The organism is Paracoccus albicereus, assembly GCF_024359525.1.
GTDB lineage: Bacteria > Pseudomonadota > Alphaproteobacteria > Rhodobacterales > Rhodobacteraceae > Paracoccus > Paracoccus albicereus.
This window is the reverse complement of the sequence record NZ_JAKZEU010000004.1, coordinates 416,277-441,111: the sequence shown is the minus strand read 5'-3', so window position 1 is coordinate 441,111 and position 24,835 is coordinate 416,277. Positions and strand designations below refer to the sequence as shown.

The following is a 24,835-nucleotide window of genomic DNA, read 5'->3' as shown; positions in this document are numbered from 1 at the left end:
CCCCGGTCCCCCGGATCGCAATTACACGATTCCGGCAATGGCGAGAAACAGCGCAAGGATCAGGCCTGCATCGCGGTTCGACTTGAAGAGCCGCAGGCATAGCGCACCGTCCGCCGTGTCGAGCGTGTGCATCTGCCACAGAAGATGCGCGCCGAATCCCGCGATGCCCGCAAGCCCGATCAGCGCGGCTGAAAACTCCCCGCGCGCCGCCAGCAGCATCGCGACGGTCAGGATGGCGAGCGCCAGCGCGGCGAAGCGGGCAAGCCAGCGCGGGCTGTCGTCGCCCCATAGCCGGGCGGTCGATTTCACGCCGATCAGCGCGTCATCCTCGGCATCCTGATGGGCGTAGATCGTGTCGTAGAAGATGGTCCAGGCGATCCCGCCCAGCCAGGCCACGAAAGGAGCGAAGTCCAGCCGCCCGGCATGGGCGGCATAGGCCAGCATCACGCCCCAGTTGAAGGCGAAGCCCAGAAACAGCTGCGGCCACCAGGTAAAACGCTTGGCGAAGGGGTAGATTGCGACCAGCGCGAGCGAGGCGATGCCAAGCCAGATCGCGGCGGGGCCAAGCGTCAGCAGGATGACGAAACCGATCAGCGACTGCGCGATCATCCAGGCATAGGCCGCGCGCAGGCTGACCCGACCCGAGGGCAGCGGACGTGACCGCGTGCGCGCCACCTGCGCATCGATATCGCGGTCGGTGATGTCGTTCCACGTGCAGCCGGCCCCGCGCATCACGAAAGCGCCGACGGCGCAGGCGATCACGATCCAGATGTCGAAAAGGCGTGGGCCATAAGCGATCATCGCCAGACCCACACCCCACCAGCATGGCAGCAGCAGAAGCCATGTCCCGATCGGCCGGTCGGCACGGCTGAGCCGCAGATAAGGACGCGTCGCGGGCGGGGCCAGCCGGTCCACCCAGTTGCCGGCGGCGGCATCGGCGACGCGGTCGCCTGACGGGGCATCCTCGACGCTGTCTGGCGTTTTCGTCTGCGCTTCCATAGCGTGCCCCCGATGGGAAAGGTCCGGCTGTACATAGATCACCCGCTGGCTGCGGGACAACCCGTGGCCCTTGGTGGGCCGCAGGCGCATTACCTGTCTGGGGTGATGCGGCTGGGACAGGGTGCCGAGATCGAGATCTTCAACGGTCGCGACGGTGCATGGTCCGCGCGGATCGATGCAGCGAACAAGCGCGGCGGCACGTTGACGGCCTTGGCGCAGGTGGCGCCGCAGCGCGACCCACCCGATCTGTGGCTGCTGTTCGCGCCGATCAAGAAGGCGCGGACGGACTTCATCGTCGAGAAGGCGGCGGAACTGGGCGCCGCACGGATCCTGCCGGTGCAGACCGAGTTCACCAATGCCGAGCGCGTCCGGCAGGACCGCCTGCAAGCCCACGCGGTCGAGGCGGCCGAGCAATGCGGCGGCACCTTCGTTCCGCCGGTCGATGATCTGCAGCCATTGTCGCGCCTGCTGGATGGCTGGAGCGCCGGACGCCGCATTCTGTGGGCGGATGAGGCGATGGCGGGACCTGCCGCGACGCTGGCCGGATTGGCGCCGGGCCCATGGGCGATTTTGATCGGTCCCGAGGGCGGCTTTTCGGATTCCGAGCGCGCGCGCCTTGCGGCGATGGATGGCGTGACGCGGATCAGCCTTGGCCCTCGCATCCTGCGCGCGGATACGGCGGCGGTCGCTGCGCTGACGCTTTGGCAATCGATGCTTGGTGATTGGGCAGTCTGAAACCGCTGGGCCGCAGCGCCCGATTGTAAAAATTTCGTTAAAACGGGCGCTTATGCAGATGCTGCATAGCGGCATTGCGGATTCTGTGGCTGGTGGGCGCTGGGCGCCGCACCTAGATGCAGGGCATCCGAAACCTGCCCGCCGGAAGGGCAGAACTGAAATCAGGTGACCTATGTCTGCGATCGATACAAACCGCACGCTGGCCGGTGTGGCTTGTCCGCCCTATGGCTACAATCTCTGGCTCAAGCTGACCGCGTGGAATGACGCGCGGGTGACACGCAACAGCCTGCACCGTCTGACCGACCGCGAGTTGGACGATATCGGCCTGTGCCGTGGCGATATCGAGGCCGTGGCGCGCCGCCGCTAAACCTCGGCCAACGCGAACGAATCGACCCCCGACCGTCCGGCGGGGGTTTTTCCATGCGCGATTGTCAGTGGTTCAGCCGCGGCTCATGGTCAGCGTGACCCACTCGCCCAGATCGTCGCGGCGATCCAAGCCGAAGCCAGCGGTCTTGTAGGCCTCGATGACATCCTCGGCCTGCTCGGTCAGGATTCCGGACAGGACAATCTTGCCGCCCGGCGCGACATGCTCAGCCATGTCGGGGGCCAGATCGATCAGCGGCTGCTTCAGGATATTGGCGACGACGAGATCAAAGGGCGCGGCTTCATCCAGGGTCGGATGGTGAAAACCGGTCGCCTCGATACAGACCACGCGTCCATCCAGCCCGTTCGCGATCACGTTGGCCGCAGCGGTGTCGACCGCGACCTCGTCGATGTCGCTTGCGAGCACGGTGATGGGCCACAGACGCGCCGCCGCCATCGCCAGAACCGCCGTGCCGCAGCCAATATCGGCGACGCGGTTGGGCGAAAATCCGTCGCGTTCCAGCCGGTCCAGCGCTTCGAGGCAGCCCTTCGTCGTGCCGTGATGACCCGTGCCGAAGGCCATCGCCGCCTCGATACACAGCGCCTCGACACCATCCGGGACGCGATCGGCGTCGTGACTTCCATGAACGAAGAAGCGACCCGCCTCGACTGGCGTCAATTCGCGGCGAACGTGGGCAACCCAATCGACGTCCGGAAGCTCGGAAACAACGAACGGGTTCGCGTCATGGGCTGCCGCCAACAGCGCCAGCGCGATTTCGTCGGGCGCATCGAGGAAATAGATGCCTACCTCCCACCGATCCGACCCGTCCTCGATCTCGAAGACGCCCGAGCCGACGGGCTCGGGCACCAGATCCTCGCAGGACTCCGCCAGCGATTCGGCGCGGGCGCGGCCTGCGACATGGGTCAGCGCGGTGAAAGTCGGCATCGGGGCCTCAGATCGGGTCGTGGTTGGGGACCGATGCCTTAACGCCCGTCCCCTTCATCGCGCAATAACCCGCGGGATTCTTGTGCAGATATTGCTGGTGCGATTCCTCGGCGGGGTAGAACGGCGCCTTGTCGATGATCTCGGTCGTGATCTCGCGATACCCTTCGACCGCAAGACGGTTGTTGTAGTCGATCATCGAGGCTTCGGCCGCCGCGCGCTGGCTGTCGTTCATCACCATGATCAGGCTGCGATACTGTGTGCCGACGTCGTTGCCCTGCCGGTTCCCCTGGGTCGGATCGTGGTTTTCCCAGAACAGTTGCAGAAGATGCTCATAGCTGATGCGCGAACTGTCGAAGACGATGCGCACGACCTCGGCATGGCCGGTATCGCCGTTGCAGACCTGACGATAGGTCGGGTTCTCGGTCTGACCGCCGGCGAAGCCGACCTCGGTCATCCAGACACCCTCCTGCTGCCAGAACAGCCGCTCGATCCCCCAATAGCAGCCCATGCCGAAGATCGCGACATCCATGCCGTGCGGCACCTCGGCGTCCATCGGCCGGTCGAAGATTGCATGATTGGTCATCACCCGAATCCTTTGTCGTTTGCGCCACAACGCAAAGCGGACCTTGCCGGTTCAGCTTGCGAAGAGCCTGCTTGAGACCCTATCTGGCGACGGATGCGGCGAATTGCCAGAGCCGGAGAACAGCATGATCGATCTTGCCGGATGGGCCGAGCGCCTGGGCGACCTGAACCTTGACCTGCTTTTCGGAGTGTTGACCGGATTGCTGCTGGGTTTTGCGGGTCAGCGATCGACCTTCTGCCTGCGCTCGGCGATGGTTGAATTGTCCCGTGGACAGGCACGGCGACGCTTTGCGATCTGGCTGCTGGCCTTCGGTGCTGCGATCCTGGCGGTTCAGGCCGCCGCGCTGGCAGGCTGGTTCGATTCCGATGCCGCGCAACTGATGCGCCAGCCCGGGACGCTGTCGGGCGCCGCCATCGGCGGGCTGGTCTTCGGCGTCGGCATGGTGATGGCGCGGGGCTGTTCGGGGCGGCTGCTGATCCTCGCCTCGACCGGCAACCTGCGTTCGGTCACGGCGGGTCTGATCTTTGCGCTGACGGTGCAGGCGACGATGTTCGGCACGCTGGCGCCGGCGCGCCGGCTGCTCGCCGGGCTGTGGACCACCGGGGTCGAGGGCAATGTCGATCTGCTGGCCGCGACCGCGACGGGTCCCTTGGGGGGCGCGATCCTCGGCGTTGCGCTGATCGCGCTGGCGGCCTTTCTGGCGCGCCGCCATGAGGTGTCGGTCACGACGGGAACCTGGGCGTTGCTGACCGGGGTCGCGGCGGCCGTCGGCTGGATCACCACCTATGCGCTGTCGCAGGTCGCGTTCGAGCCGATCACCGTTGAATCGGCCACCTTCGCCGCGCCGTCGGCCAACCTGCTGATGACGCTGCTGTCGGCCGATGCGGTCCGCAGCTTCTCGCTGGGGCTGATCCCCGCGGTCGTTGTCGGCGCATTCCTGGGCGCGCTGGTTGGCCGAGAGCTGAAATGGGAGGGTTACGGCAGTGCCGCCCAGATGCTGCGCTCGATGAGCGGCGGGGCATTGATGGGCTTTGGGGGCACCCTGGCCGGCGGCTGCGCGATCGGCGCGGCCTTGTCCGGGACCGCGATCTTCACGGCGAGCGCCTGGCTGGCGCTTTTGTGCTTCTTTCTTGGCGCGTGGGCGGGGGACTGGATCTTCGATCGTCGCGCCGCCGAAACGCACCAGCAGGTTCGCGTCCAGCGCTAGGGCCTAACCGCCGCTCCGTGGATGGGCGGCGCGATAGACCGCCATCAGATGCGCGTCGTCGACCCCGGTATAGACCTGGGTCGTCGAAAGCCGCGCGTGGCCCAGAAGCTCTTGGATCGTGCGAAGGTCCCCGCCTGCCGACAGCAGATGCGTGGCGAAGGAATGACGCAGCGCATGCGGCGTGGCGGTTGGTGGCAGGCCCAGCGAGTGGCGCGCGCGTTCCATCGCGGCGTCCATGACGCGAATGGCCAGCCGGCCGCCCCGGACACCCCGGAACAGCGGGAGGTCCGCCGCGAAGGGGTGCGGCGAAAGGCGCAGATAATCTGCGATCGCCTCGCGCGCGACGGGAAGCACCGGCACCTGCCGCTCCTTGCCGCCCTTGCCGCGCACGCGCAGCGCTTCGCCCATCGGCCAGTCGCGCCCATCCAGGGCCAGCGCTTCTGAAATCCGCAGGCCCGACCCATAAAGCAGCGTCAGCACCGCCGCGTCGCGGGCGGCGACCCAGGGCGTGTCATGACCCTCGCCCGCCATCGCGATCACGTCGCGGGCCTGAACCGGCGCCAGCGGGCGGGGCAGCGAACGGGCATATTTCGGGCTGCGCGCCGCTAGGGCAGGCGAAAGGTCCAGTCCTTCGCGATCCGCGATCCAGCGCAGGAAAGACCGCACCGCGGATTGCCGACGTGCCAGCGAGCGCGCGCCAAGCCCCCGTCCGCGTTCGGCGGCGGCGAAGGCGCGCATATCGGCGGTCTTCAGATCACCCAGCTTGCCGGGCAGGGCAGGCTCGCCCCGATACTCTCCCAGAAACATCAGGAAGGCCGAAACATCGGCGCGGTAAGCGGTGATCGTGTGATCGGACCGGTCGCGGGTCGCAGCCTCGGTGTCCAGCCAGCGGGCCAACGCCTCCGCCATCGCGGGGGCGAGCGCCAGCTGACGGTGCGCTGTCATTCGCGCAGCCAGCCGATCAGCACCAGCCGGAACACCTGCCCGAAGAAGCGCAGCAGGTCGGTCCCTTGCGAGGGCGAAAAGCGGCCCCGGTCCGAGCTGCCGATCAGCAGCAATGCGGGCGGATGGCCCGGCCCCAGATCAAGCGGGATCAGCGCTTCGGACGCGACTGGCTGGCTGTGCAATTCGGCGGTGATATCGGCGACCGGACGCAGCGCGATGTCGTCACCGCGCGGGGTCCGCCGACCGGCCTCCATCAGCGTCCGGATCGTGCCTTCGGGCAAAACGGCGATCTGCGGTGGCAGCGATTCGTCGGCTGGATCGGATTCAATCAACAGGCGCAGCGTCTCGACCCGCAAGATCGGTGCCACATCTTCCTGAAGCGCGTTGACGAAGCCCGCCGCATCCTGCGGCTCCAGCAGGGCCAGAACCGCCCGATGGACGACCGCCGTGCCCGACTGGTTTTCGTAAGCCGCCGAAATCACGCCCTCATGTGCGGTCTCCAGCCGGTCGAGGCGGCTTTCCAGCGCCTCCATCGCGCGGCCGCGGATATCGATGACGTTGGCGCCGATTTCCGCTTCGCGCGCGGCGATCAGGGCGCGCATCAACTCTCGATCGTCGAGAAGCGCGGCGGGATCGGCCAGAAGCTTGTCGCGCGTCGCGGCGTCGAGCGTCCCGCTCATCCGAGCTTCTGCCCGATCGTCTGGCCGGTCTTGGCCCAGTCTGAATTGAACTGCGCCAGACCCTTGTCGGTCAGGACATGATTGGCCAGCGACTTGATGACGGCAGGGGGCGAGGTCATCACGTCAGCCCCGATCTTGGCGCATTCGATGACGTGATTCACCGTACGGATCGATGCGGCGAGGATCTGCGTTTCGTAGCCGTAATTGTCGTAGATCTCGCGGATGTCGGCGATCAGGTCGATCCCGTCCAGATGGATGTCGTCCAGCCGGCCGATGAACGGGCTGATGAAAGTCGCGCCGGCTTTCGCGGCCAGCAGCGCCTGCGCGGGAGAAAAGCACAGCGTCACGTTAACCATGTGACCGTCATCCGACAGCGCCTTGCAGGCCTTCAGCCCGTCCCAGGTCAGAGGCACCTTGACCGCGATGTTTTCGGCGATCTTGGCCAGATGCTTGCCCTCGCGGATCATGTCCTCGGCCTTCTCGGCCACGACCTCGGCAGAGACCGGGCCGTCGACCATCTCGCAGATCTCGCGGGTGACCTCTTCGATGTTGCGGCCAGCCTTGAGGATCAGCGAAGGATTGGTGGTCACCCCATCGACCATGCCCAGATCGTTCAACTCGCGGATCGCGTCCACATCGGCGGTATCGACGAAGAATTTCATGGCTGGTGTTCCCGTTCGCTGCGGTGACTGATTGCGGCGGTTCTAACGCAGATGGTTCGACGCGGGAAGGGTTGGCGCTGCCCTTCCGGTTGTGACAGAACGGGGCGCGTCTTTTTCCGGTGAAGGTCTAGCGTGGCAATCGAGCCGATCCATTTCGGACATGGCACCCGCATCGGCGTGCTGACCACCGAGCCCGTTGGCGTGCTGGATTACCTAGCGCCCGAAGGCGGCGTCTTGTTGGGCCAGCCGGTGCTTTGTCCGCTGGGACCGCGCCGGGTGATGGGGATCGTCTGGGGGCCCGGTCTGGGCGATTTCGACGTGGCGAAGCTGCGGCCTGTCCTGCGGACGCTGGATGCGGCGCCGCTGTCGCCGGGCTTTGTCGATTTCCTGGGCCGGGCTGCCGAATACACGCTGACGCCCTTGCCCCTGATCGCGCGGATGGCGCTGCGTGCGCCCGATCTGGACCGCCCGCCCGCCGCGCGTAAGGTGATCGTGCCGGCCGGCGATCCGCCCGTGCGGATGACCGAGGCGCGGCAGCGCGTGCTTGACGTGCTGGACGAACATGGCGGCGCGTCCTTTGTGCCCTCAGAACTGGCGCAGTTGGCCGGGGTCGGTACCTCGGTCGTGAAGGGGCTGGTCACCGCGGGCACACTGGCCGAGATCGAGGCGCCGCGCGATCTGCCCTATCCGCGGCTTGATCCGGCGCTGCCCGGCAAGCCGCTGGCTTCCGATCAGCAGGCAGCGGCGGATGCGTTGCGCGACCGGCTGCGGCACGGTGGCTACGGCACCACGCTGCTGCGCGGCGTCACCGGATCCGGCAAGACCGAGGTCTATCTCGAGGCGGTCGCGGAATGTCTGCGGGCCGGGCGACAGGCGCTGGTGCTGCTCCCCGAAATCGCGCTGTCGGCAGAGTTCCTCGACCGGGTCGAGGCGCGGTTCGGCGCCCGGCCCGGCGAATGGCACAGTGGCATCACCCGGACCGAACGCCGCCGGTTGTGGCACATGGCGGCGACAGGCGAGGTCGGGATGGTCGTCGGCGCGCGCTCGGCGCTGTTCCTGCCGTTCCGCGACATCGGTCTGATCGTCGTCGATGAGGAACACGACAGCAGCTACAAGCAGGACGACACGGTCTATTACAGCGCCCGCGACATGGCTGTGCTTCGCGGAAACATCGAAGGGGCGCAGGTGGTGCTGGCCTCTGCCACGCCCAGTCTGGAAACCTGGGTGAATGCGGCCAGCGGCAAATACGACCGGTTGGACCTGCGTGCCCGCTACGGCGAGGCGGAACTGCCGGACATGGCGGCGATCGACCTGCGCGCCGAAGAGATGCCCGGCGGTCAGTGGATCTCGCCCACGCTTGCCGACGCGGTGGCGACGCGGCTGGTGAAGGGTGAGCAGTCGCTGCTGTTTCTCAACCGTCGCGGCTATGCGCCGGTGACGCTGTGCCGCGCCTGCGGCCAGCAGGTCGGTTGCGACGATTGCGATGCGCGCATGGTCGAGCACCGCTTCCAGAACCGGCTCGTCTGCCATCAATGCGGCGCGACGAAGCCCATTCCCACGACCTGCCCGTCCTGCGGAGTCGAGGGGCGGATGGCCCCGGTCGGGCCCGGTGTCGAGCGACTGGCCGAAGAGGTGGCGGCGCGCTTCCCGGACGCAAGGGCGACGGTGCTGTCCTCGGACCTGTACCATTCCGCCCGTGCGCTGAAGGCGACGATCGCCGAGATCGCCGAGGGCGGGACCGACATCATCATCGGCACCCAGATCGTGGCCAAGGGGCACAATTTCCCGAAGCTGACGCTGGTGGGCGTGATCGACGCCGATCTGGGCTTGCAGGGCGCCGACCTGCGCGCGGCCGAGCGCAGCTTTCAGCTGATGCGGCAGGTCGCGGGCCGGGCAGGGCGGATGCCGGGCGATGCGTCGGGCCTTGCCCTGTTGCAGACGCACCAGCCCGAGCATCCGGTGATCCGCGCGATCCTGTCGGGCGAGGACGAAACATTCTGGGACGCCGAGGCGGCGGGGCGTCAGGCGGCGGGCATGCCACCCTTCGGGCGGTTGGCGGGCATCATCCTGTCGCATCCCGACTTGGCGGTCGTCGCGGACTTTGCACGGATGCTTGCAGCGAGCGCCGGCCCGATCGCGGCCGTCGGCGCCGATCTGTGGGGGCCCGCCCCCGCACCCATTGCGCGCATCCGAGGCCGCCACCGTTTCCGGCTGCTGATCCGCGCACCGCGGCAGGCGCCGATCCAGAAGGCGATCGCCGACTGGCTGGCCCCGATCAAGCTGCCGACCAACCTGCGTCTGTCGGTCGACATCGATCCACAGAGCTTCCTGTAACGGCAGGCTTGCTTTAAAAACAAACACTTGCCAATATGATGGCCGATCGACGGCGAGCGACAGTGAGTCTGGGAAAGCCTTAGAACGGTCGCCTACGTTTTGTCGGCAAATAAGTTGCCGCCGTCGCTGCAAATAAAAAAAATAAACCATTCCGCCCCATGAACGGCCCGCTGTTAACCTTTTGCGGGGGTCTCGCGAGCTTTCTCGTGACGGCGTCTTCACAAGTTCTTGGTTCATGGGGAAAGCATTATGAGTAAGACGTTCCTGTTTGCCGGCGCGACGATCATGTTCGCCGGTTTCGCTGCAAACGCCGCGACCATTCCGCCCAACACAGTCGGTTATACGCTGGGCAACAATGGCACCACGCTTCTGACCATTTCCGATCTGTCGACGCCGGGCAGCGCGACAGCGACGGCGATCACCGATGGGGCGGGCAACAAGGTGGCCCTGCACGGGATCACCTATCGCCCGAAGACGGGCCAGCTTTACGGCTATTCCGACAATGACGACTCCGCCTACCTGCTGGACACGCGGACTGGCGTGGCCACGAAGCAGGCGACATTGATGGGCGGCACCAGCACGACCGCGCTGGATATCGACTTCAACAACGTCCTCGACGCGGCGCGCGTGGTGTCGGGTGCGGACCAGAACATCGTCTACCGTCCGAACAACATGCCGCAGGACTTCGTCACCGCGACCCCGCTGTTCTACGCCGCAGGTGACGCAAACGAGGGCAAGGATCCGCAGATCTTCGCCAACGCCTATACGAACGCGGTGCCGAACCCGACGACCACCGTCCAGTACGGGATCGATTCCGGAACGGACTCGCTGGTCACCATCGCGAACAATGCCGGCACGCTCGGGACCGTCGGACAGCTGTTCCTGGACGGCAATCCGTTCGACGTTAGCTCGGATGGCGGTCTCGACATCTTCTCGCCGGCCGAGGGTGAGAACTTTGCCTTCGCCGTACTCAATGGCGTGACCGAGGCGTTCTCGGGCCCGTGGCTGTTCAGCCTGCCGTTGGTCGCCGATGCGATGGGCCGGATCAATCTTGACCTCGTGGGCGCGCTGCCGCGGTCGTTCGGTCAGATCGACGGCTTCGCCATCGCCCCGGTGCCGGTCCCGGCGTCGCTGGCGCTGCTGGGCGGTGCCTTGGGCATGATGACCGTCATGCGTCGTCGTAGGAACAAGGCGGAAGCCTGATCGCGATGAACGGGTCCGGGCGCTTCAGGATGCGCCCGGACCACCTCAGTTCTTCAGAACGATGCAGCGCCCGCCGATCTGTTTGAAGCGGATGCAGAACGCGTTGGCGTCCCGGCGCGATTCATACCCGACCTGCGCCGTATAGACCGGGCGGACGCCGCCCCGCAGACGCTTGCGCACATAGCTGACCCGCTGCCCACCGAGGATCGGTCGCAACTGCCGGTTCAACCGCGTGACCTGTTGCGCAGCACCCGCGCGCGAGGGATGCGAGGCGATGATGACGCCCCAGGGAAAGACCCGCGGCTCGGACACGAATTCCCGAAGGCTGCGATTGCCCGCCATCTCGATACAGGCATTGAGAAAGGGCGCGTCGTCGGATAGCGCCAGCTTGATCGCCTCGGCCGGGGGCGGATTGTCGCGCCAGGCCCAGGCATTGTGACCGGTGATCGCCTCGACGTAATCCTGGGTCTCGTAAGGCAGCACGGCTTCCTGTTCGATGAAGCGACGGGCGCGGTTCTCGCCGCCGTTATAGGCGACCGCAGCCAGACCGATATTGCCGAACGCATCCGTCAGGAAGCGCAGATACCACGCCGCCTTCGCGATGGCCTGCGCCGGATTGAATGGATCATCCAGATCGTACATTTCGGCTGTCGAAGGGATGAACTGGGCAATCCCGATGGCCCCGGCCGGGCTGATGGCGCTTGGCTCGAACCGGCTTTCCTTCCACAGCAGGCGGGCCAGGAAGCTGGGGTCGAGACGCTGCTCGCCGGCATTACGCTCGATCATCCGGCAGACGTCGGCGACGTAATTGTCGAGACGGATACAATCGCGTCCGTCATCGGTGCAGCGGATGTTTTCCGACAGGCGCGGCGGAGGGCGACCCACGATCGCATCAACAGCGGGACGGGCGGTAGCCGGCAGCGCCATCTGCGTCAGGGTCAGAAGGGTCAGCAGAAGGCGGCGCAACGGGCGGACCTAGGCAAGGGAACGGATGATCCCTGTTAGCAAGATCGGGTCATCGGGGAAACCGTCGCGATGCAGCGGCGGCTGCGCATCATAGGTCGTTCAGCCCTTCTTCCTCGAGGTTTTCGCGCCGCCGGTCTTGTCCTTCTTGTCTGCCTTCGCCTCGGACTTGCGGCTTGCTTCGGCCTCTTCGCGTAGCGCCTTCTTGGCGGCCTTCCGCGCCTGTTTTTCGGCATCCTTGGCGGCGGCCTTCGCTTCCTTGCGTGCGGCCTTTTCCGCCTCCTTCGCGGCCTTCCGCTCTTCCTTTTCAGCCGCCTTCGCAGCCTTCTTCTCGGCCTTGCGCGCTGCTTTCCCGGATGATTTCGGCTTTTCCTCGACCCGGACCGGAAGCGGACTTGCCTGCGACGGTGTGGCCGGCATCGGGGTGACGGGCACCGAGGCCGTCGCCGGTTTGCCGGTCGCTGCGGGTTTGCCCTTGGGCTTGGCGATGCGCCGTGCCTCGGGCCGCGGATCGCGCCCGGGCTTCGACTTGGCCTTGCGCGCGCTTTCCGCGCGGGCTGCGGACAGCACCGGCGCCGCGTGTGGCGCAGCTTCGCTCGGTGCTGGCGATGACGTCGCAGCCCCGGTTTCGCCGGAGACTTTCGCCTTTCGGCTTTCTGCTCCGCGCACTGTGAGCCCACGACGGCGGCGCTCGTTCGTCGCCCGCCGCAGGGCCGCGGTCAGAAGCTGACGGGGCGATTTCGCGCCGTCGGTGCCGGGCTGATCGCTGGCAAGACTGGCGGCGCCCAGCAGCGACCGGATCAGTGAAAGCAGTTCGGCATCACCCAGGCGATTGACGGCAGGACGACGGGCCTGCGCGGCCAAGGCACGCTGCTCGGCGCTCAGTGCGTCCTTCTCGAGACTGACATAGTTCGGCATCGCAGGCCTCGCGTCGCGAAAGGATTGCGCAGAATGTGCGTCAACTCTGCGTGCAAGGCAACGACAAAGCCCCGGCCGAGAGGGCCGGGGCTTTGTAAAATCGATGCTACGCGGTGCGGCTTATTGCACAGCGCTTTCGACCGGGCTCATCGCGGCGTAGGGGTCCATCACCGCCGTCGGTGCGGCAAGGGCGGCCGTCTGCGCCGCTGGCGCCGCGGCGGGGGTGGCAGCCGCTGCGGGAGCCTGCGCCTGCGCGGCCGGAACAACGTAGCCCTGCGGCGTTTCCACCATCGGGCCTTCCAGCGCCAGGCTTTCAGCCGGCGTGCGGACCTTCACCTGCGTCCCGATCTCTGTGTCGTCGAACAGGTCGATGATGTCCTGCTGGAACAGCCGGATGCAGCCGGCCGAGGTGGCTTTTCCGATCGAAGAGGAATCGACCGTGCCGTGGATCCGGTAATAGGTGTCCTGGCCGTTGCGGTAGAGATAGAGGGCGCGGGCACCCAGAGGGTTGTCGAGACCGCCCGAAAGACCACCGCTGACCGGACCGTAAAGGGCCGGGTTCGTGCGGATCATGTTGGCCGTCGGGGTCCAGCTGGGCCACGCCTGCTTGCGCGAGATGACCCCGTTGCCTGCGAACCCGGTGCCGGCCTTGCCGACGGCGACGCCAAAACGCATCGCCTCGCCGCCGGGCATCACGTCATAGAGCACGCGCGCATAGGGATCGACGACGATCGTGCCAGGTTCTTCCGGACCGTTATAGGGCACACGCTGACGCTGATTGCGCTCGTTCAGGTAGGCGCGCTTGACGGCGTTGATGGTGATCGGCTCGCCGTTCGGACCAACGTCCTGACGGGCCTGGTAGTAGCTCGGCAGCGGGGCGTCGGCCACCGGGGCCGCGGTCTCGGGCGTGGTCGGCGCGCAGGCAGACAAGCCCACGACGAGCGCCAGGCTAAGCGAGGCGATGCGCATCATATCATCCTTTGTTTCGACGGTTCGCCGCAGAGCAAACGCGGCAACCCAAAGCAGCAAATATCTGGTCCGGCAGGCGCGCCTTCAGGCAGTGAAGACGCGACTCGGGGATGGTCCATCAGCCCGGCTAGCCCCTTGTGCGTCAAGCCTAGTTGCGGAAATGTGACAAACTTTGCCGCCTGCCGTGACATTCCTGCACGGCCAGCGCGAGTGCGGAACAATGCGATCACCTTGATGTTATGATTTCAGAAGATGCGCCGGTCGACGCATCGCCATTCTTGGGCTTTCGGAAGGAAATGCCATGTCAATTATCGTTGCGATCATCATCGGCGCAATTGCCGGCTGGCTGGCCGGCGAGATCGTCAAAGGCCACGGTCAGGGTCTGCTCATGAACATCGTTGTGGGTATCCTTGGCGCGCTTCTCGCTTCTTTCCTGTTCCCCGCAATCGGTCTGGGGATTGGCGCCGAAGGATCGATCATCGGTTCGATCATCTACGCCACGATCGGGGCGGTGATCCTGCTTCTGATCCTGCGGCTTGTCCGCCGCGCCTGACAGCGCGCGAATTTCACGAATTCGAACGGCCCCGTCCCATAATCGGACGGGGCTATTTCCATTTCAGACCCTACCGCGCCCGCCGGCCCGTGCCGGTTGCACCGCGACGCCGCTCTGCCTAAGCTTCAAGGCAGGTTCCAGGACATTCCATGCCCGCAAGCGATTCAGCTTTCGCCCCGTTTCGCCACCGTGACTTCCGTATCCTGTGGAGCGCGACGCTGGTCTCCAATTTCGGCGGGCTGGTCCAGGCGGTGGGCGCGGCATGGCTGATGACGCAGCTGACCGACAGCGCCACTCTGATCTCTCTCGTCCAGGCGTCGAACACGCTGCCCATCATGCTGCTGGCGCTGGTATCGGGTGCGCTGGCCGACATCTTCGACCGGCGCACGCTGCTGATGACGGCGCAATTGCTGATGGTCACGATCTCGGCGCTGCTGGCGATCGTCGCATGGCAGGGCTGGCTGACGCCGATGACGCTGCTGACCTTCACCTTCCTGATCGGCGCGGGGCAGGCGCTGTACAATCCGCCATGGCAGGCAAGCATGGGTGATTTGGTGCCGCGCGCCGACTTGCCCGCTGCGGTGACGCTGAACTCGGTCGGCTTCAACCTGATGCGCAGTGTCGGGCCGGCGGCGGGAGGGATCATCGTCGCGGTCTTCGGCGCAGCGGCGGCTTTCGCGATCAACGCGATCAGTTATGTTCCGCTGCTGTCTGCAATGGTGCGCTGGCGACCCCAATCGCCGCCGCGCACCACGACGCCGGAACCCTTTTTCGCGGCGGTGGGGGCAGGGCTGCGCTACGTCGCGCTGTCGCCGAACCTGTTGCGGGTCATGGGGCGAGGGGCGCTGTTCGGTCTTGCCGCGATCTCGATCCTGTCGCTGCTGCCCTTGGTCGCGAAATCGCATCCCGAAGGCGGCTCGACCCTGTTCGGCGCGCTTCTGGGCTGTTTCGGATTGGGTGCCATCTTCGGCGCGCTGGTCAGCCCCCGTGTTCGCGCGCGCTTGACGAATGAACGGGTGATCCGGCTGGCTTTCGCAGGCTTTGCCGTTGCGACCGCGATCCTCGGCCTCACGGATTCGGTCTGGCTGCACGGTCTGGCGATGCTGCCCGCGGGCGCCTGCTGGGTTCTGGCGCTGTCGCTATTCAATGTGACAGTGCAGCTCTCGACGCCTCGCTGGGTCGTGGCGCGCGCGCTTGCCCTGTATCAGACCTTCGTCTTCGGCGGCATGGCCGCAGGGTCGTGGCTATGGGGTGGGATCGCCGGCGCCTACGGTGTTCAGGCGGCTTTCCTGTGTGCGGCGGTGCTGCTGACGACGGGCGCGATCATCGGCCGCTGGTTTTCGGCGCCCGAATTCGGCACGCTCGATCTCGATCCCGTGCGCAGCTTCCGCGAGCCTGATCTGCGGCTGGACCTGCGCGGCCGTTCGGGGCCGATCATGGTCATGGTGGATTACCAGATCGCACAAGCGGATACTCGCGCGTTTCTGGACCTGATGCGCCAGCGGCGCCTGATCCGTAGACGCGACGGCGCCCGGAACTGGGCCCTGCTGCGTGATCTGGAAAATCCGGAAATGTGGTCGGAATCCTATCACATCGCGACTTGGGACGAATATGTGCGCCATAATCTGCGCCGCACCAAGTCCGATGCCGAGGTGACGGTGGCGCTACGCGCCCTGAACCGGGGCGAAGGCGGCCCGGTCGTCCATCGCCTGATCGAGCGTCATACCGTCACACCGTCCGACGACATGCCGCTGCGCGGGAAGATAGAGGTGCCGTAGGCCCCGTGGCCCTCAGGTGATCGCTTCCAGCCGTTCCTTCGACATGTCGCCTGGCACCAAGGTCAGCGGGCAATGAAGCGCCGAGACATCGCGCAAAAGCCGGCTCAGGATTGGGTTCTGGCCGCCCTTGTCGCTGGCGAGACCCAGAACGACGATCCCGATCTCACTGTCCTCGGCCACCTGCGCCAGCAATTCGTCGGCCGGATCGCCCTCGCGAATGACCAGTTCCGGCTCGACCTTGGGGCGGTCGCGCATCCATTTGGCGAAGACCTCGAAATGCGCTTCGATCCGTTCGCGCGCTTCGGCGCGCATCACTTCGGCCACGCCGAAACCGTGCTGAATGTCCTCGGCAGGGATCACGGCCAGCACGACCACGGCGCCGCCGGTGTTGGCCGCACGCATCGCTGCGAAGCGCATCGCGTTCAGGCACTCGCGCGAATCGTCCAGCAAGACCATGAATTTTCTCATGTCCGGGAAGTCCTTCGGCCAAATCTTGCCTGAATAACCGTCCAACAGTGGCCGATGTGCAAGCATCGTGCAAGTGTCGCCGCCGGGCGTCTTGCCTTCGGATGTTCATTGGTGAACGTCTATGGTAGCGACACGATGATGCAGGCGCGGCAAGCAGGTCTGGAAGAATTCTGTGACGATCCACCACGATTGGGACAATACCGACCTTCATCCGTTGGAAGGCTTTCAGCGCATTCCGACCGGCTGGTTGGGTGCAGGCCCCGCACGTGCGGCAGAGTTCGTCGCCATGCCCTGGTCCAAACGCATCTTTGACATCGTCGCGGCGCTGATCCTGCTCGTTCCGCTTTCGGTTGTCATGGTCGCCGTCGCGGTGATCCTGAAGATCTCGGAAGGCGGCCCGATCCTTTATCGCGCAGAACGCGTCAGCGCACCGGGCAAGCTGTTCATCCAGCTCAAGTTTCGGACGATGGCGCGCGATGAACAGGATCGCGGCGCGACCGGCGCGCACAAGCATTGGCGGATTACCAGGCTCGGCCATATCCTGCGTCGGAGCCGTCTGGACGAATTGCCGCAGCTTTTCAACATCCTGAAGGGCGACATGAGCTTCGTCGGCCCGCGTCCGCCGCTGCCGGAATATGTCGAGCGCTTTCCGATGGTTTATGCGCAGGTGCTGAAAAGCCGACCCGGCGCTACGGGCCTGGCGACGCTGATCTATCATCGGCACGAAGATCGGATCATGGCAGGCTGCCGCAGCGCTGAGGCGACCGAAGATGCTTATTACCGCCGCTGCCTTCCGGCGAAGCTGCGGATCGACCAGATCTATCAGCAGCATCGCACCATGGGCATGGACCTTTGGATCATCTGGCACACGATCAAGATCGTCGCCTCGCGTCGTGATGAACGCGTGCGGCGGCGTGGCCGCTAGGTGCTATTCCCTGAAAGGCTCGACCGGGTAATCGACGCCGGTCAGATACAGGCCCTGGGGCGGGCAGACCGGCCCGCACGCGGAGCGATCCTGCGCAGCAAGCGCGTCGGCGACGCGTTCCGGCGGCCAGGACCCCGCCCCGACCCGTTCCAGCGTACCCACGATAGAACGGACCTGATTGTGTAGAAATGACCGCGCGGCAAGGTGGAAGCGGAATTCCGCCCCGTGCGGCAGCGCAACCTCTTCGATCTCGATCGCATCGAGCGTCTTTACGGGACTCTGAGCCTGACACATGGTCGAGCGAAAGGTGGTGAAATCGTGCTGCCCGAGCAGATGTGCCGCGCCTTCACGCATTGCATCGGCATCGAGCGGATTCAGAACCTGCCAGACCCGTCCGCGATCATGGGTCACGGGTGCGCGACGTGCGATCAGGCGAAAGGTGTAGCGCCGTCCGACGGCCGAAAACCGCGCGTGGAAATCGTCGGGCACGCGCGCGGCGGACACCACGGCGACGGGGGCGGGCTTCAGGTGCCAGTTCAGTGCCTCGGACAGACGAAACGTGTCCCACTCCTTGGTCAGATCGGCATGGGCGACCTGACCGGTTGCGTGTACGCCCGCATCGGTGCGCCCCGCCGCAGCGATCCTCATGCCGTCGGCAAAGCCCGGATCAAGCGCTGCCAAAGCCGTCTCGACCGCAGCTTGGACCGAGGGTTGATCGGCCTGCGCCTGCCAGCCCGCAAACGGGCGCCCGTCATATTCAATCTTAAGCGCGTAGCGGGGCAAATCAGCGGCGAACCTTGGTGCGTTCGGGGTCCAGAAGGATGCCGGCCGCGAACGGGTCGTCGCTGCGATCCTCGACGGCCGGACGATCCGACGCGGTGACGCCTTCACGCGCGAGGCGGTCTCGCAGGACAGAGATCTCGATATCCAGATCGGTGCGCCCGCCCGAGATCAACTGTTTCGTGCGCGCGGCGAAATTCGTTTCCAGATCCGCCAGCAGATTTTCCCAATCGGCCCTTGCGCGATCGTCGTGCGTTTGTACGTAGAGATCGGCGAACTTCACCGTCGCGTCGCGTGCGCCCAGCAGATAGACGCCCATGTAGCGACGAACCGCGCCCAGATCGCCGGGATCCTGCTGCACCTGTTCGAAGAGATCGTGGACGATGGCCTGAAACATCGACACCCGCGCCTCGAGCCGCCGGTCGCCGGTCCTGGCGATGGCATCACGCATCCCGTCAAGGTGACGCTGCCCTTCCTCGACCATCCGGGCGACGCGATCCTGCTGAAAGCTGTCGACGCCCTCCATCCCTTTGTCGCGCATCGGATCGGGTCCGAAGGCCAGCCAATGCATCAGCGCGCCGGCAAAGCCGATGACCGCGGCGCCCGATATCGCCCCGGGCTCTGCCGCACCCACGGCAAGACCCACGCCGGTCAGGATCCCGCCAAACAGCTTGCGCGGGATCGCTGGGCGGCGCGCGGTGCGGCGGGCATCGTATTCCGCTTCGGCCTGCAGACCCTCGCGTGTCATCCACATGGCCGAGGCCATCATGCCGAACGCCGCGAGGTTCGCCACCATCTCGACGGGTGGCTGAAAGAATGCCGTCAGCAGGAAAGGCGTGGCCGCGGCGGTGATCCACCGTGTCCGTCCTGTGAAGCGGTGCCGCACCGGCTTGCGCGGGGGCCGAGCGTCACTGCCAAGAAGATTGCCGGGTGAAAAACGTCCGCCGAACCGTTCAGCCATGATCCTGCCTCAGCCCGCGCCCGCAAGCGAGGCGTAAAGCGTCAGGCCCATCAGCAGATAGAAGGACAGGCGGCGCATCGCGTTCTGTGACATCAAGGATCCTTGCGCAGGAAAGGTCGGCTGCACCGAAGATAGGGTCGGCGGAGCGTCGGTGAAAGGGTCAGCCTGCCTGTCGCCCCTGAACGCGCGCCAGCGCGGCGTCCAGCGCGGCGCCCAGTGCCTGTGGTCCGCCCTCATCGAAGGTCAGCCCTGCCAGTTCGTTCAGCCCGCCCGTCGTCTGGTGAGCCTTGCGCAGATCGGTAATGGGGTCCGTCCGGTCCCGCAGCGTGGCGCCAAGGTTTGCGAAGAGCGTGCGGACATACGTCTGCGCATCGTCCTGGGGCAGCCCGTTTGCCGACAGCCAGTCGGCAGCGGCCTGTGCAAAGGCGAAATAGGGTGCCATCAACGCGCTGGCGGCGCCATAAGTGTCGAAACTCGCCGCATCTTCGACGGCGAGCGCCTGGCCTAAAGCTTCGAAGAGCTTCATCGCCTCGGCGCGCGGCGGATAAACCGGTGTCGCGCAGGTGCGGGTCTCGGTCGAGGGAAGCGGGATCGCCCTGCAGATGTCGGTCGCGTCACGCCGAGTCCAATGGGCGATCGTCTGGATCGGCGTCGCGGCGATCAGACTTATGATCGGCTTGCCCGCAGGAAAGGTCAGCGGGCGCAGGATCTCGCCCGCATGCTGCGGCAGAACGGCGAGGATCAGAACATCAGCGCCGTCGATCACAGCCTGGTTGTCAGTTGCCACCGTGATGCCTTCCAAGTCGGCAGCCAGCGCGGCCGAAACGGACTGGCTGCGCGGCGACAGCAGGATCGGGCGATCCGCAAGCGGCGAGGTCTTCAGACCCCGCACGATGGCATCCGTGATCGCGCCCGTGCCGATGAAACCGTAGGTCGTCATCGCGCGACGCTGACCCGAGGGCATTGCGAGGTCAAGTCCTTGGGGGAAGGTGGAGCGGGTGATGGGAATCGAACCCACGTATTCAGCTTGGAAGGCTGCTGCTCTACCATTGAGCTACACCCGCGCCCCGCCGGTATAGGGCGGGGCCGGGCAGCGCGCAAGCCGGTCTCAGACCGCGATGCCACGACTGGCAAGCTCATGCATCAACGCATCGGCATCGGTGAAGCGGATCGCGTCCATCCCCAGATCGCGTGCCGCCGCGACATTGGCGGCGCTGTCGTCGATGAACAGGCAGTCCGCGGGATCAAGTCCGTTGCGAGTACAGAGAAGGCGGAAGATCGCCAGATCGGGCTTTGCCACCCGTTCACGCCCAGAGACGACGATGTCCAGGAACAGCGTACGCAGTTCCGGGTAAAGCGCCTCGGCATGATGGAAGGTCTCAGCACTCCAGTTGGTCAACCCGTAGAGCGGATGGCCTGCGTCCGAAAGCGCGTGAAGGACGTTCCAGGTTCCCGGAACCGGATCAGCAATGCTGGCCGCGAAGTCGTCGGCATAGCTGGCCAACGGTCGGGCGTCCTCGCCATGCTCGTCGCGGGCCGCCCGGGCGACGCTGGCCAAGTCGTCACCCGCGTCCAGCATCGCGTTCCAGCCGGGAAAGCCGATCCGTGCCATCCAGCCGCGCGCCTCGACGTCATTCGCGAAGTGCCGGGCGAAGGCCCGTTCCGCATGCCATTGGATCAGCACGCCGCCGAAGTCGAAGATGATCGGTCTCATCGTTTGCCTGCGAAAAACGATTGAAGAAGCTCGCGCGACGCTTGGCCGCCGATGCCGTCGTAGATTTCGGGACGGTGGTGGCATTGCGGGTGATCGAAGACGCGCGCGCCGTGGGTGACGCCGCCCATCCGCGGGTCAGACGCACCGTAGTAAAGCGTGGCGATGCGCGCAGCCGAGATTGCGGCCGCGCACATTGGGCAGGGTTCCAGCGTGACCCACAGAACATGGCCGGGCAGCCGTTCCGATCCGGCGGCGGCGCAAGCGGCGCGGATCGCGAGGATTTCGGCATGGGCGGTCGGGTCGCGCATTTCGCGCGTCCGGTTGCCGTCTTCCGACACGATCCGACCCGCGGCATCGATCAGGACCGCGCCGACTGGCACCTCGCCCCGATCTGCGGCGGCGCGCGCCTGCACCAATGCGCGATCCATGTGCGAGGTGAAGGCACTCATCCCGCGTCTCTGCCGAACAGCCGGTCCAGTGCCGCATCGAACGGTGCGAGATCATCCAGCGTCAGCCGCACGGGCAGGGTCAGCACCTTCGCGCGGAAAGACCCGGGCAAGCGGACGGCATCCTTTTCGGTCGAGACCAGCTGCGCACCGGCGGCCAACGCCTCTGCCTCCAGCCGGGCGAGAAGCTGCGGGGTAAAGGGCTGATGATCGTCCAGCGCCTCGGCGCGGACCAGATCGGCGCCAAGCTTGCGCAACGTTGTGAAAAACTTTTCCGGATGCCCGATTCCGGCAAAGGCCAGAACGCGATGATCCTGCCAGTCGAGCCCGGTCTGCAAAGGCTGCAAACGTCCGCGCACCAGCGGCGGGGCATCCGCAGGCGGGTTGAAGGGTGCGTCGCCAATGGCCAGCAGCAGGTCGGCCCGGGCAAGGCCGCTCGTAACGGGTTCGCGCAGCGGACCGGCCGGCAGGCACAATCCGTTGCCGAAACCGAGCGAAGCATCGACGGTAATGATGGCCAGATCATGGGACAGCGCGGGGTCTTGGAACCCGTCATCCAGCAGGATGGCCTCGGCCCCTGCCGCGACCGCGGCCTGCGCGCCTGCGGCACGATCCTTAGACACCCAGACAGGCGCGAAAGCCGACAGCAGCAGCGGCTCGTCCCCGGTCAGTGCCGCATCGTGCCGCCCCTCGTCGACGCGCAGCGGCCCCTTCGCGCGACCGCCATAGCCCCGGCTGACGACATGGGCCGTAATCCCGCGGGATTGCAGCGCCTGGATCAGGTGGATGACCGTGGGGGTCTTGCCGGTGCCGCCGGCATTCAGGTTTCCCACGCAGATCACGGGCGCGCCAGCGGATGCACGCACGCCCTGCGACAACCGCCGTGCGGTTGCCGCCGCGTAGATGCGGCCCAGCGGTGACAACAGGTGCGCCGTCAGCGTGGGCGGTCTGCTATACCAGAAGCCGGGCGGCCGCATCAGAGATCGACTCCCGTGCCGGAAGCGGGACGAGCGTCGGCTGACTGGGCGCGGCGGGACTTCGCCAGCAGCGCTAGAACCGGCGCCGCGATGTCCCGCGCCACCCCGGCGCCGCCGGTGCTGACCGACCATGCGTTGGCGGCGATCCGCGCGACGATGTCAGGCTGCGCCAGATCCGCCACGGCCTCGGCAAGGCCGGCCTCGCCGTCGACCGGACGGGTCGCGTCGGACCCGCTGAGTTGACGCAGCTCGTCGGCGAAAGGGGCAAGCTGCGGCCCATGGATGATCGCCGACCCCAGAGAGGCCGGCTCGAACGGGTGGCGCGGCGCCTGGGCCTCGCCGGACAGTGTGCCGCCGAGATAGGTGACGGTCGCCAGCCTGTACCACAGCCCCATTTCGCCCGGGTCATCCGCGATTAGGATCTGGATCTCGCCCGTCGGCTCTATCTCGTCGCTGCGCAGCGCGACGGTAAAGCCATCGGCTTCCAGACGCTCCTCCACCCCTCTGGCGCGATCGGGGCGGTCGGGGATCAGGATCAGAAGGGCACGGTGCGAATACCGCAAGGCGGCGCGGTGCGCGGCCATGATCGCCTGTTCCTCCGCCTCGGGTACGCTGACCGCCAGCCAGACATGGCGGCCCTGGAACAGGGTCGCAAGCTCCGCACGCTCGGCTTCGGTCGCGCGGGGCGGGTCGCGGGTCTCGGTCACCGGCCCAACCACGCGGATGCGCCCGGCGGGCACGCCCTGACGCAGCGCGGCGGCGCGACTGACCGGGTCCGCCACCAGAAGAAGAGAGAAACGACGCAGCAATTGCCGCCGCATCGCAAAGCGCATCGCGCCTCGCAGGATTCCACTGCCCTGTTCCTCCGCGATATGGGCATCCGCCAGCACCAGCGGAATTTCCGCCTGGGCCGCGGCTTCGATCAGCAGGGCGGGCAGGGCGTCGCCCAGGACCAGGATCAGATCGGGCCTCAGCCGGTCGAGCAACGCGGTGGACGCCGCATCGTCAGCCATGGACGGCAGGTTGTCGCGCCCCAGGATCGCCAGTTGCGGCTTGCCGCGCCGCGCGGTCAGGGCGGCAGCGACGCTGCGGACGCCATGCGCGTCGGGGTCTGGTGACGCGATCAGCAGTACCGGACCCGTGCCCGCAGGCAGTTCGGCCAGCACGTTCGCCGCATCGCCCGTGCCGCGGCGGCGGTCCAGCCACAGCCCCAAACGGCCCAGAGCGTCGATCATCGCCATCCTTACCCAGTGATCGATCGCAAGCCTATCGCGCGGCCCCGCCGAACCCAAGCTGGTTTGAATCGAATGCTGCGTGCTTGGTCTTTGCCGCGAATCGCGCGATCGGCTATCGGAAATGGAAGGCGACCAGTAGGTCAGTCCGCGAAATTCCTTCTCGAATGCGTGTGGTGGATGGGCACGCTGGGGGCGAAGGGTTCCGGCTGACTGGGCGGCCGGGACCCTTCGTTTTTTCGTCAGCGACCAATGATCCGCATCGCCTTCCGGCGCTGCGGGTGACATCCAGGCCCCGAAAGCCTATACCCGGCCCGACCGCAACAAAGGATCGGGTCCTTCCATGCTGACCGTCTATCTCTCTGGCGAAATCCACACCGATTGGCGCGAACAGATCGTCGACGGTGCGCACGGACTCGACGTCCGTTTCCACGGGCCTGTCACCGATCATGAAGCCAGCGACGATTGCGGCGTGGCGATCATGGGGGCAGAGGACGACAAGTTCTGGCACGATCGCAAGGGCGCACAACTGAACGCGATCCGCACCCGCAAGGGGATCGAGGATGCCGACATCGTCGTCGTCCGCTTCGGCGATCAGTACAAGCAATGGAACGCGGCCTTCGATGCGGGCTATGCTGCAGCTTTGGGCAAGTCGCTGATCATCCTGCACGGACCGGATCACGCGCATGCGCTAAAAGAGGTCGATGCCGCCGCGCTGGCCGTGGCCGAGCGGCCCGAACAGGTGGTGCAGATGCTGCGCTACGTTCTCAGCGGTGAACTGCCGGGATGATCGCGTGCCTGGCGAGCCTTACATTCCCGCCAGTTCCATCACCACGTTCCATTCCGCTTCGCTGACCGGCTGGACCGAAAGACGGGTGTTGGTGACTAGCGCCATGTCCTTCAGACGCTCGTCTTCCTTCGCCTGATCCAGCGAGACCGGCGTCTTCACCGGCTTCACCGCGCGGACGTCGACACATTCCCAGCGGGCATCGTCGGTGGTGCTGTCGGGATGCGCCTCGGCGATCACCTCGACGATGCCGACGATTTCCTTGCCCTTGTTGGAATGGTAGAAAAAGCCGCGGTCGCCCTTCTTCATCTCGCGCATGTTGTTGCGCGCCTGATAATTGCGCACCCCGTCCCATTCCTCGCCGGACTTGCCCTTGGCGACCAGATCGTCCCAGCCGAAGACGTCGGGTTCGGATTTGAACAGCCAGTAACGCATCAGCCGATCACCCTGACCCATTCGATGATCTCGACGCTGTCGAACAGCCCGGCGGCCTTGTAGGGGTCCTGCGCCGCCCATGTCTGCGCGTGATCCATCGAGTCCGCCTCGACCACGATCAACGAGCCGCAGGGATCGCCATTCTCGATCAGCGGGCCGGCAAGATGAACCACGCTGTCTTGGCGCAGGAAGGCCAGATGCGCCTCGCGCGTATCCTTGCGGGTCTGCAGCGCGCCGGCTTTGTCGCGGCAGATGATGGCGAACAGCGGCAT

The 24,835-nt window shown here is 66.0% G+C and carries 28 protein-coding genes and 1 tRNA gene; 9 read left to right on the top strand and 20 right to left on the bottom strand.

Annotated features, from left to right (window positions below; genetic code table 11):
* Positions 1-21: 21 nt before the first annotated feature.
* Complete coding sequence (gene ubiA / locus MLD63_RS13245) at positions 22-999, bottom strand: 4-hydroxybenzoate octaprenyltransferase (protein ID WP_255330374.1); 978 nt, start codon at positions 997-999, stop codon at positions 22-24.
* 12 nt (positions 1,000-1,011) lie between these two features.
* On the opposite strand from ubiA, the gene MLD63_RS13240 reads away from it, so the two are divergent.
* Positions 1,012-1,734, top strand: coding sequence for a 16S rRNA (uracil(1498)-N(3))-methyltransferase (locus tag MLD63_RS13240; protein WP_255330373.1), 723 nt, complete (start codon positions 1,012-1,014; stop codon positions 1,732-1,734).
* A 172-nt stretch (positions 1,735-1,906) separates the two neighbouring features.
* Entirely contained in the window at positions 1,907-2,101 is a 195-nt protein-coding gene (locus MLD63_RS13235; RefSeq protein WP_255330372.1) for a DUF1127 domain-containing protein, read from the top strand.
* Between the two features lie 72 nt (positions 2,102-2,173).
* Here MLD63_RS13235 and MLD63_RS13230 read toward each other — a convergent pair whose 3' ends face one another.
* Entirely contained in the window at positions 2,174-3,043 is an 870-nt protein-coding gene (locus tag MLD63_RS13230; RefSeq protein ID WP_255330371.1) for a 50S ribosomal protein L11 methyltransferase, read from the bottom strand.
* A gap of 7 nt (positions 3,044-3,050) precedes the next feature.
* Positions 3,051-3,626, bottom strand: a complete 576-nt coding sequence (gene msrA, locus MLD63_RS13225; RefSeq protein WP_255330370.1) for a peptide-methionine (S)-S-oxide reductase MsrA — start codon at positions 3,624-3,626, stop codon at positions 3,051-3,053.
* A 124-nt stretch (positions 3,627-3,750) separates the two neighbouring features.
* Between msrA and MLD63_RS13220 the strand changes: the two genes are divergently transcribed.
* Positions 3,751-4,833: a YeeE/YedE family protein gene (locus MLD63_RS13220; protein ID WP_255330369.1), complete on the top strand. Its 1,083-nt coding sequence runs from the start codon at positions 3,751-3,753 to the stop codon at positions 4,831-4,833.
* A gap of 3 nt (positions 4,834-4,836) precedes the next feature.
* Here the strand turns inward: MLD63_RS13220 and MLD63_RS13215 are convergent, their stop codons facing one another.
* From MLD63_RS13215 to fsa, 3 genes are read right to left on the bottom strand one after another with little or no spacing between them, the layout of a single operon-like run.
* Entirely contained in the window at positions 4,837-5,778 is a 942-nt protein-coding gene (locus tag MLD63_RS13215) for a tyrosine recombinase XerC (protein WP_255330368.1), read from the bottom strand.
* Positions 5,775-6,458: a DUF484 family protein gene (locus MLD63_RS13210; RefSeq protein WP_255330367.1), complete on the bottom strand. Its 684-nt coding sequence runs from the start codon at positions 6,456-6,458 to the stop codon at positions 5,775-5,777. The genes MLD63_RS13215 and MLD63_RS13210 overlap by 4 nt, the downstream gene beginning before the upstream one ends.
* Entirely contained in the window at positions 6,455-7,120 is a 666-nt protein-coding gene (fsa, locus tag MLD63_RS13205) for a fructose-6-phosphate aldolase (RefSeq protein ID WP_255330366.1), read from the bottom strand. The genes MLD63_RS13210 and fsa overlap by 4 nt, the downstream gene beginning before the upstream one ends.
* Before the next feature lie 132 nt (positions 7,121-7,252).
* On the opposite strand from fsa, the gene MLD63_RS13200 reads away from it, so the two are divergent.
* Entirely contained in the window at positions 7,253-9,454 is a 2,202-nt protein-coding gene (locus tag MLD63_RS13200; protein ID WP_439957665.1) for a primosomal protein N', read from the top strand.
* Positions 9,455-9,703: 249 nt separating this feature from the next.
* Entirely contained in the window at positions 9,704-10,657 is a 954-nt protein-coding gene (locus tag MLD63_RS13195) for a DUF4394 domain-containing protein (protein WP_255330365.1), read from the top strand.
* Positions 10,658-10,702: 45 nt separating this feature from the next.
* Here MLD63_RS13195 and MLD63_RS13190 read toward each other — a convergent pair whose 3' ends face one another.
* From MLD63_RS13190 to MLD63_RS13180, 3 genes are all read right to left on the bottom strand, one after another.
* On the bottom strand, positions 10,703-11,623 hold the full coding sequence (locus MLD63_RS13190; protein WP_255330364.1) for a lytic transglycosylase domain-containing protein: 921 nt from the start codon (positions 11,621-11,623) through the stop codon (positions 10,703-10,705).
* A gap of 99 nt (positions 11,624-11,722) precedes the next feature.
* The gene (locus MLD63_RS13185) at positions 11,723-12,538 is read right to left on the bottom strand and encodes a hypothetical protein (RefSeq protein ID WP_255330363.1); all 816 of its coding nucleotides are present in this window, start codon (positions 12,536-12,538) and stop codon (positions 11,723-11,725) included.
* 120 nt (positions 12,539-12,658) lie between these two features.
* Positions 12,659-13,507: a L,D-transpeptidase gene (locus tag MLD63_RS13180; RefSeq protein WP_255330362.1), complete on the bottom strand. Its 849-nt coding sequence runs from the start codon at positions 13,505-13,507 to the stop codon at positions 12,659-12,661.
* Between the two features lie 301 nt (positions 13,508-13,808).
* Between MLD63_RS13180 and MLD63_RS13175 the strand changes: the two genes are divergently transcribed.
* Entirely contained in the window at positions 13,809-14,060 is a 252-nt protein-coding gene (locus MLD63_RS13175) for a GlsB/YeaQ/YmgE family stress response membrane protein (protein WP_255330361.1), read from the top strand.
* Between the two features lie 149 nt (positions 14,061-14,209).
* Positions 14,210-15,838 (top strand): MFS transporter, encoded by a 1,629-nt coding sequence (locus MLD63_RS13170; RefSeq protein WP_255330360.1) that lies wholly within the window; start codon positions 14,210-14,212, stop codon positions 15,836-15,838.
* 12 nt (positions 15,839-15,850) lie between these two features.
* On the opposite strand, the gene MLD63_RS13165 is transcribed toward MLD63_RS13170, so the two are convergent.
* Positions 15,851-16,306: a universal stress protein gene (locus tag MLD63_RS13165; RefSeq protein WP_255330359.1), complete on the bottom strand. Its 456-nt coding sequence runs from the start codon at positions 16,304-16,306 to the stop codon at positions 15,851-15,853.
* 172 nt (positions 16,307-16,478) lie between these two features.
* Between MLD63_RS13165 and MLD63_RS13160 the strand changes: the two genes are divergently transcribed.
* Entirely contained in the window at positions 16,479-17,231 is a 753-nt protein-coding gene (locus MLD63_RS13160) for a sugar transferase (RefSeq protein WP_369697005.1), read from the top strand.
* Between the two features lie 3 nt (positions 17,232-17,234).
* Here MLD63_RS13160 and truA read toward each other — a convergent pair whose 3' ends face one another.
* From truA to MLD63_RS13120, 8 genes are all read right to left on the bottom strand, one after another.
* Positions 17,235-18,014, bottom strand: a complete 780-nt coding sequence (truA, locus tag MLD63_RS13155) for a tRNA pseudouridine(38-40) synthase TruA (RefSeq protein ID WP_255330358.1) — start codon at positions 18,012-18,014, stop codon at positions 17,235-17,237.
* A gap of 1 nt (position 18,015) precedes the next feature.
* Positions 18,016-18,972: a 5-bromo-4-chloroindolyl phosphate hydrolysis family protein gene (locus MLD63_RS13150; RefSeq protein WP_255330357.1), complete on the bottom strand. Its 957-nt coding sequence runs from the start codon at positions 18,970-18,972 to the stop codon at positions 18,016-18,018.
* A gap of 160 nt (positions 18,973-19,132) precedes the next feature.
* Positions 19,133-19,912, bottom strand: a complete 780-nt coding sequence (locus tag MLD63_RS13145; RefSeq protein ID WP_255330356.1) for an NAD(P)-binding domain-containing protein — start codon at positions 19,910-19,912, stop codon at positions 19,133-19,135.
* A 50-nt stretch (positions 19,913-19,962) separates the two neighbouring features.
* A tRNA-Gly gene (locus MLD63_RS13140) sits at positions 19,963-20,036 on the bottom strand.
* A 44-nt stretch (positions 20,037-20,080) separates the two neighbouring features.
* A complete protein-coding gene (locus tag MLD63_RS13135) occupies positions 20,081-20,686 on the bottom strand; it encodes an HAD family hydrolase (protein WP_255330355.1) in 606 nt (201 codons plus the stop codon).
* On the bottom strand, positions 20,683-21,135 hold the full coding sequence (locus tag MLD63_RS13130) for a nucleoside deaminase (RefSeq protein WP_255330354.1): 453 nt from the start codon (positions 21,133-21,135) through the stop codon (positions 20,683-20,685). The genes MLD63_RS13135 and MLD63_RS13130 overlap by 4 nt, the downstream gene beginning before the upstream one ends.
* Entirely contained in the window at positions 21,132-22,109 is a 978-nt protein-coding gene (gene lpxK, locus MLD63_RS13125; protein WP_255330353.1) for a tetraacyldisaccharide 4'-kinase, read from the bottom strand. Before lpxK ends, MLD63_RS13130 begins: the two co-directional genes overlap by 4 nt.
* Positions 22,109-23,344 carry a 3-deoxy-D-manno-octulosonic acid transferase gene (locus tag MLD63_RS13120; protein ID WP_255330352.1) on the bottom strand — a complete coding sequence of 412 codons (1,236 nt, stop codon included), beginning with the start codon at positions 23,342-23,344 and terminating at the stop codon, positions 22,109-22,111. Before MLD63_RS13120 ends, lpxK begins: the two co-directional genes overlap by 1 nt.
* A 340-nt stretch (positions 23,345-23,684) precedes the next feature.
* Here MLD63_RS13120 and MLD63_RS13115 point away from each other — a divergent pair, with 340 nt between their 5' ends.
* Positions 23,685-24,131, top strand: coding sequence for a YtoQ family protein (locus MLD63_RS13115; RefSeq protein WP_255330351.1), 447 nt, complete (start codon positions 23,685-23,687; stop codon positions 24,129-24,131).
* An 18-nt stretch (positions 24,132-24,149) separates the two neighbouring features.
* Here MLD63_RS13115 and MLD63_RS13110 read toward each other — a convergent pair whose 3' ends face one another.
* Positions 24,150-24,563, bottom strand: a complete 414-nt coding sequence (locus tag MLD63_RS13110; protein WP_255330350.1) for an EVE domain-containing protein — start codon at positions 24,561-24,563, stop codon at positions 24,150-24,152.
* The gene (locus MLD63_RS13105) at positions 24,563-24,835 is read right to left on the bottom strand and encodes a YciI family protein (RefSeq protein ID WP_255330349.1); all 273 of its coding nucleotides are present in this window, start codon (positions 24,833-24,835) and stop codon (positions 24,563-24,565) included. Before MLD63_RS13105 ends, MLD63_RS13110 begins: the two co-directional genes overlap by 1 nt.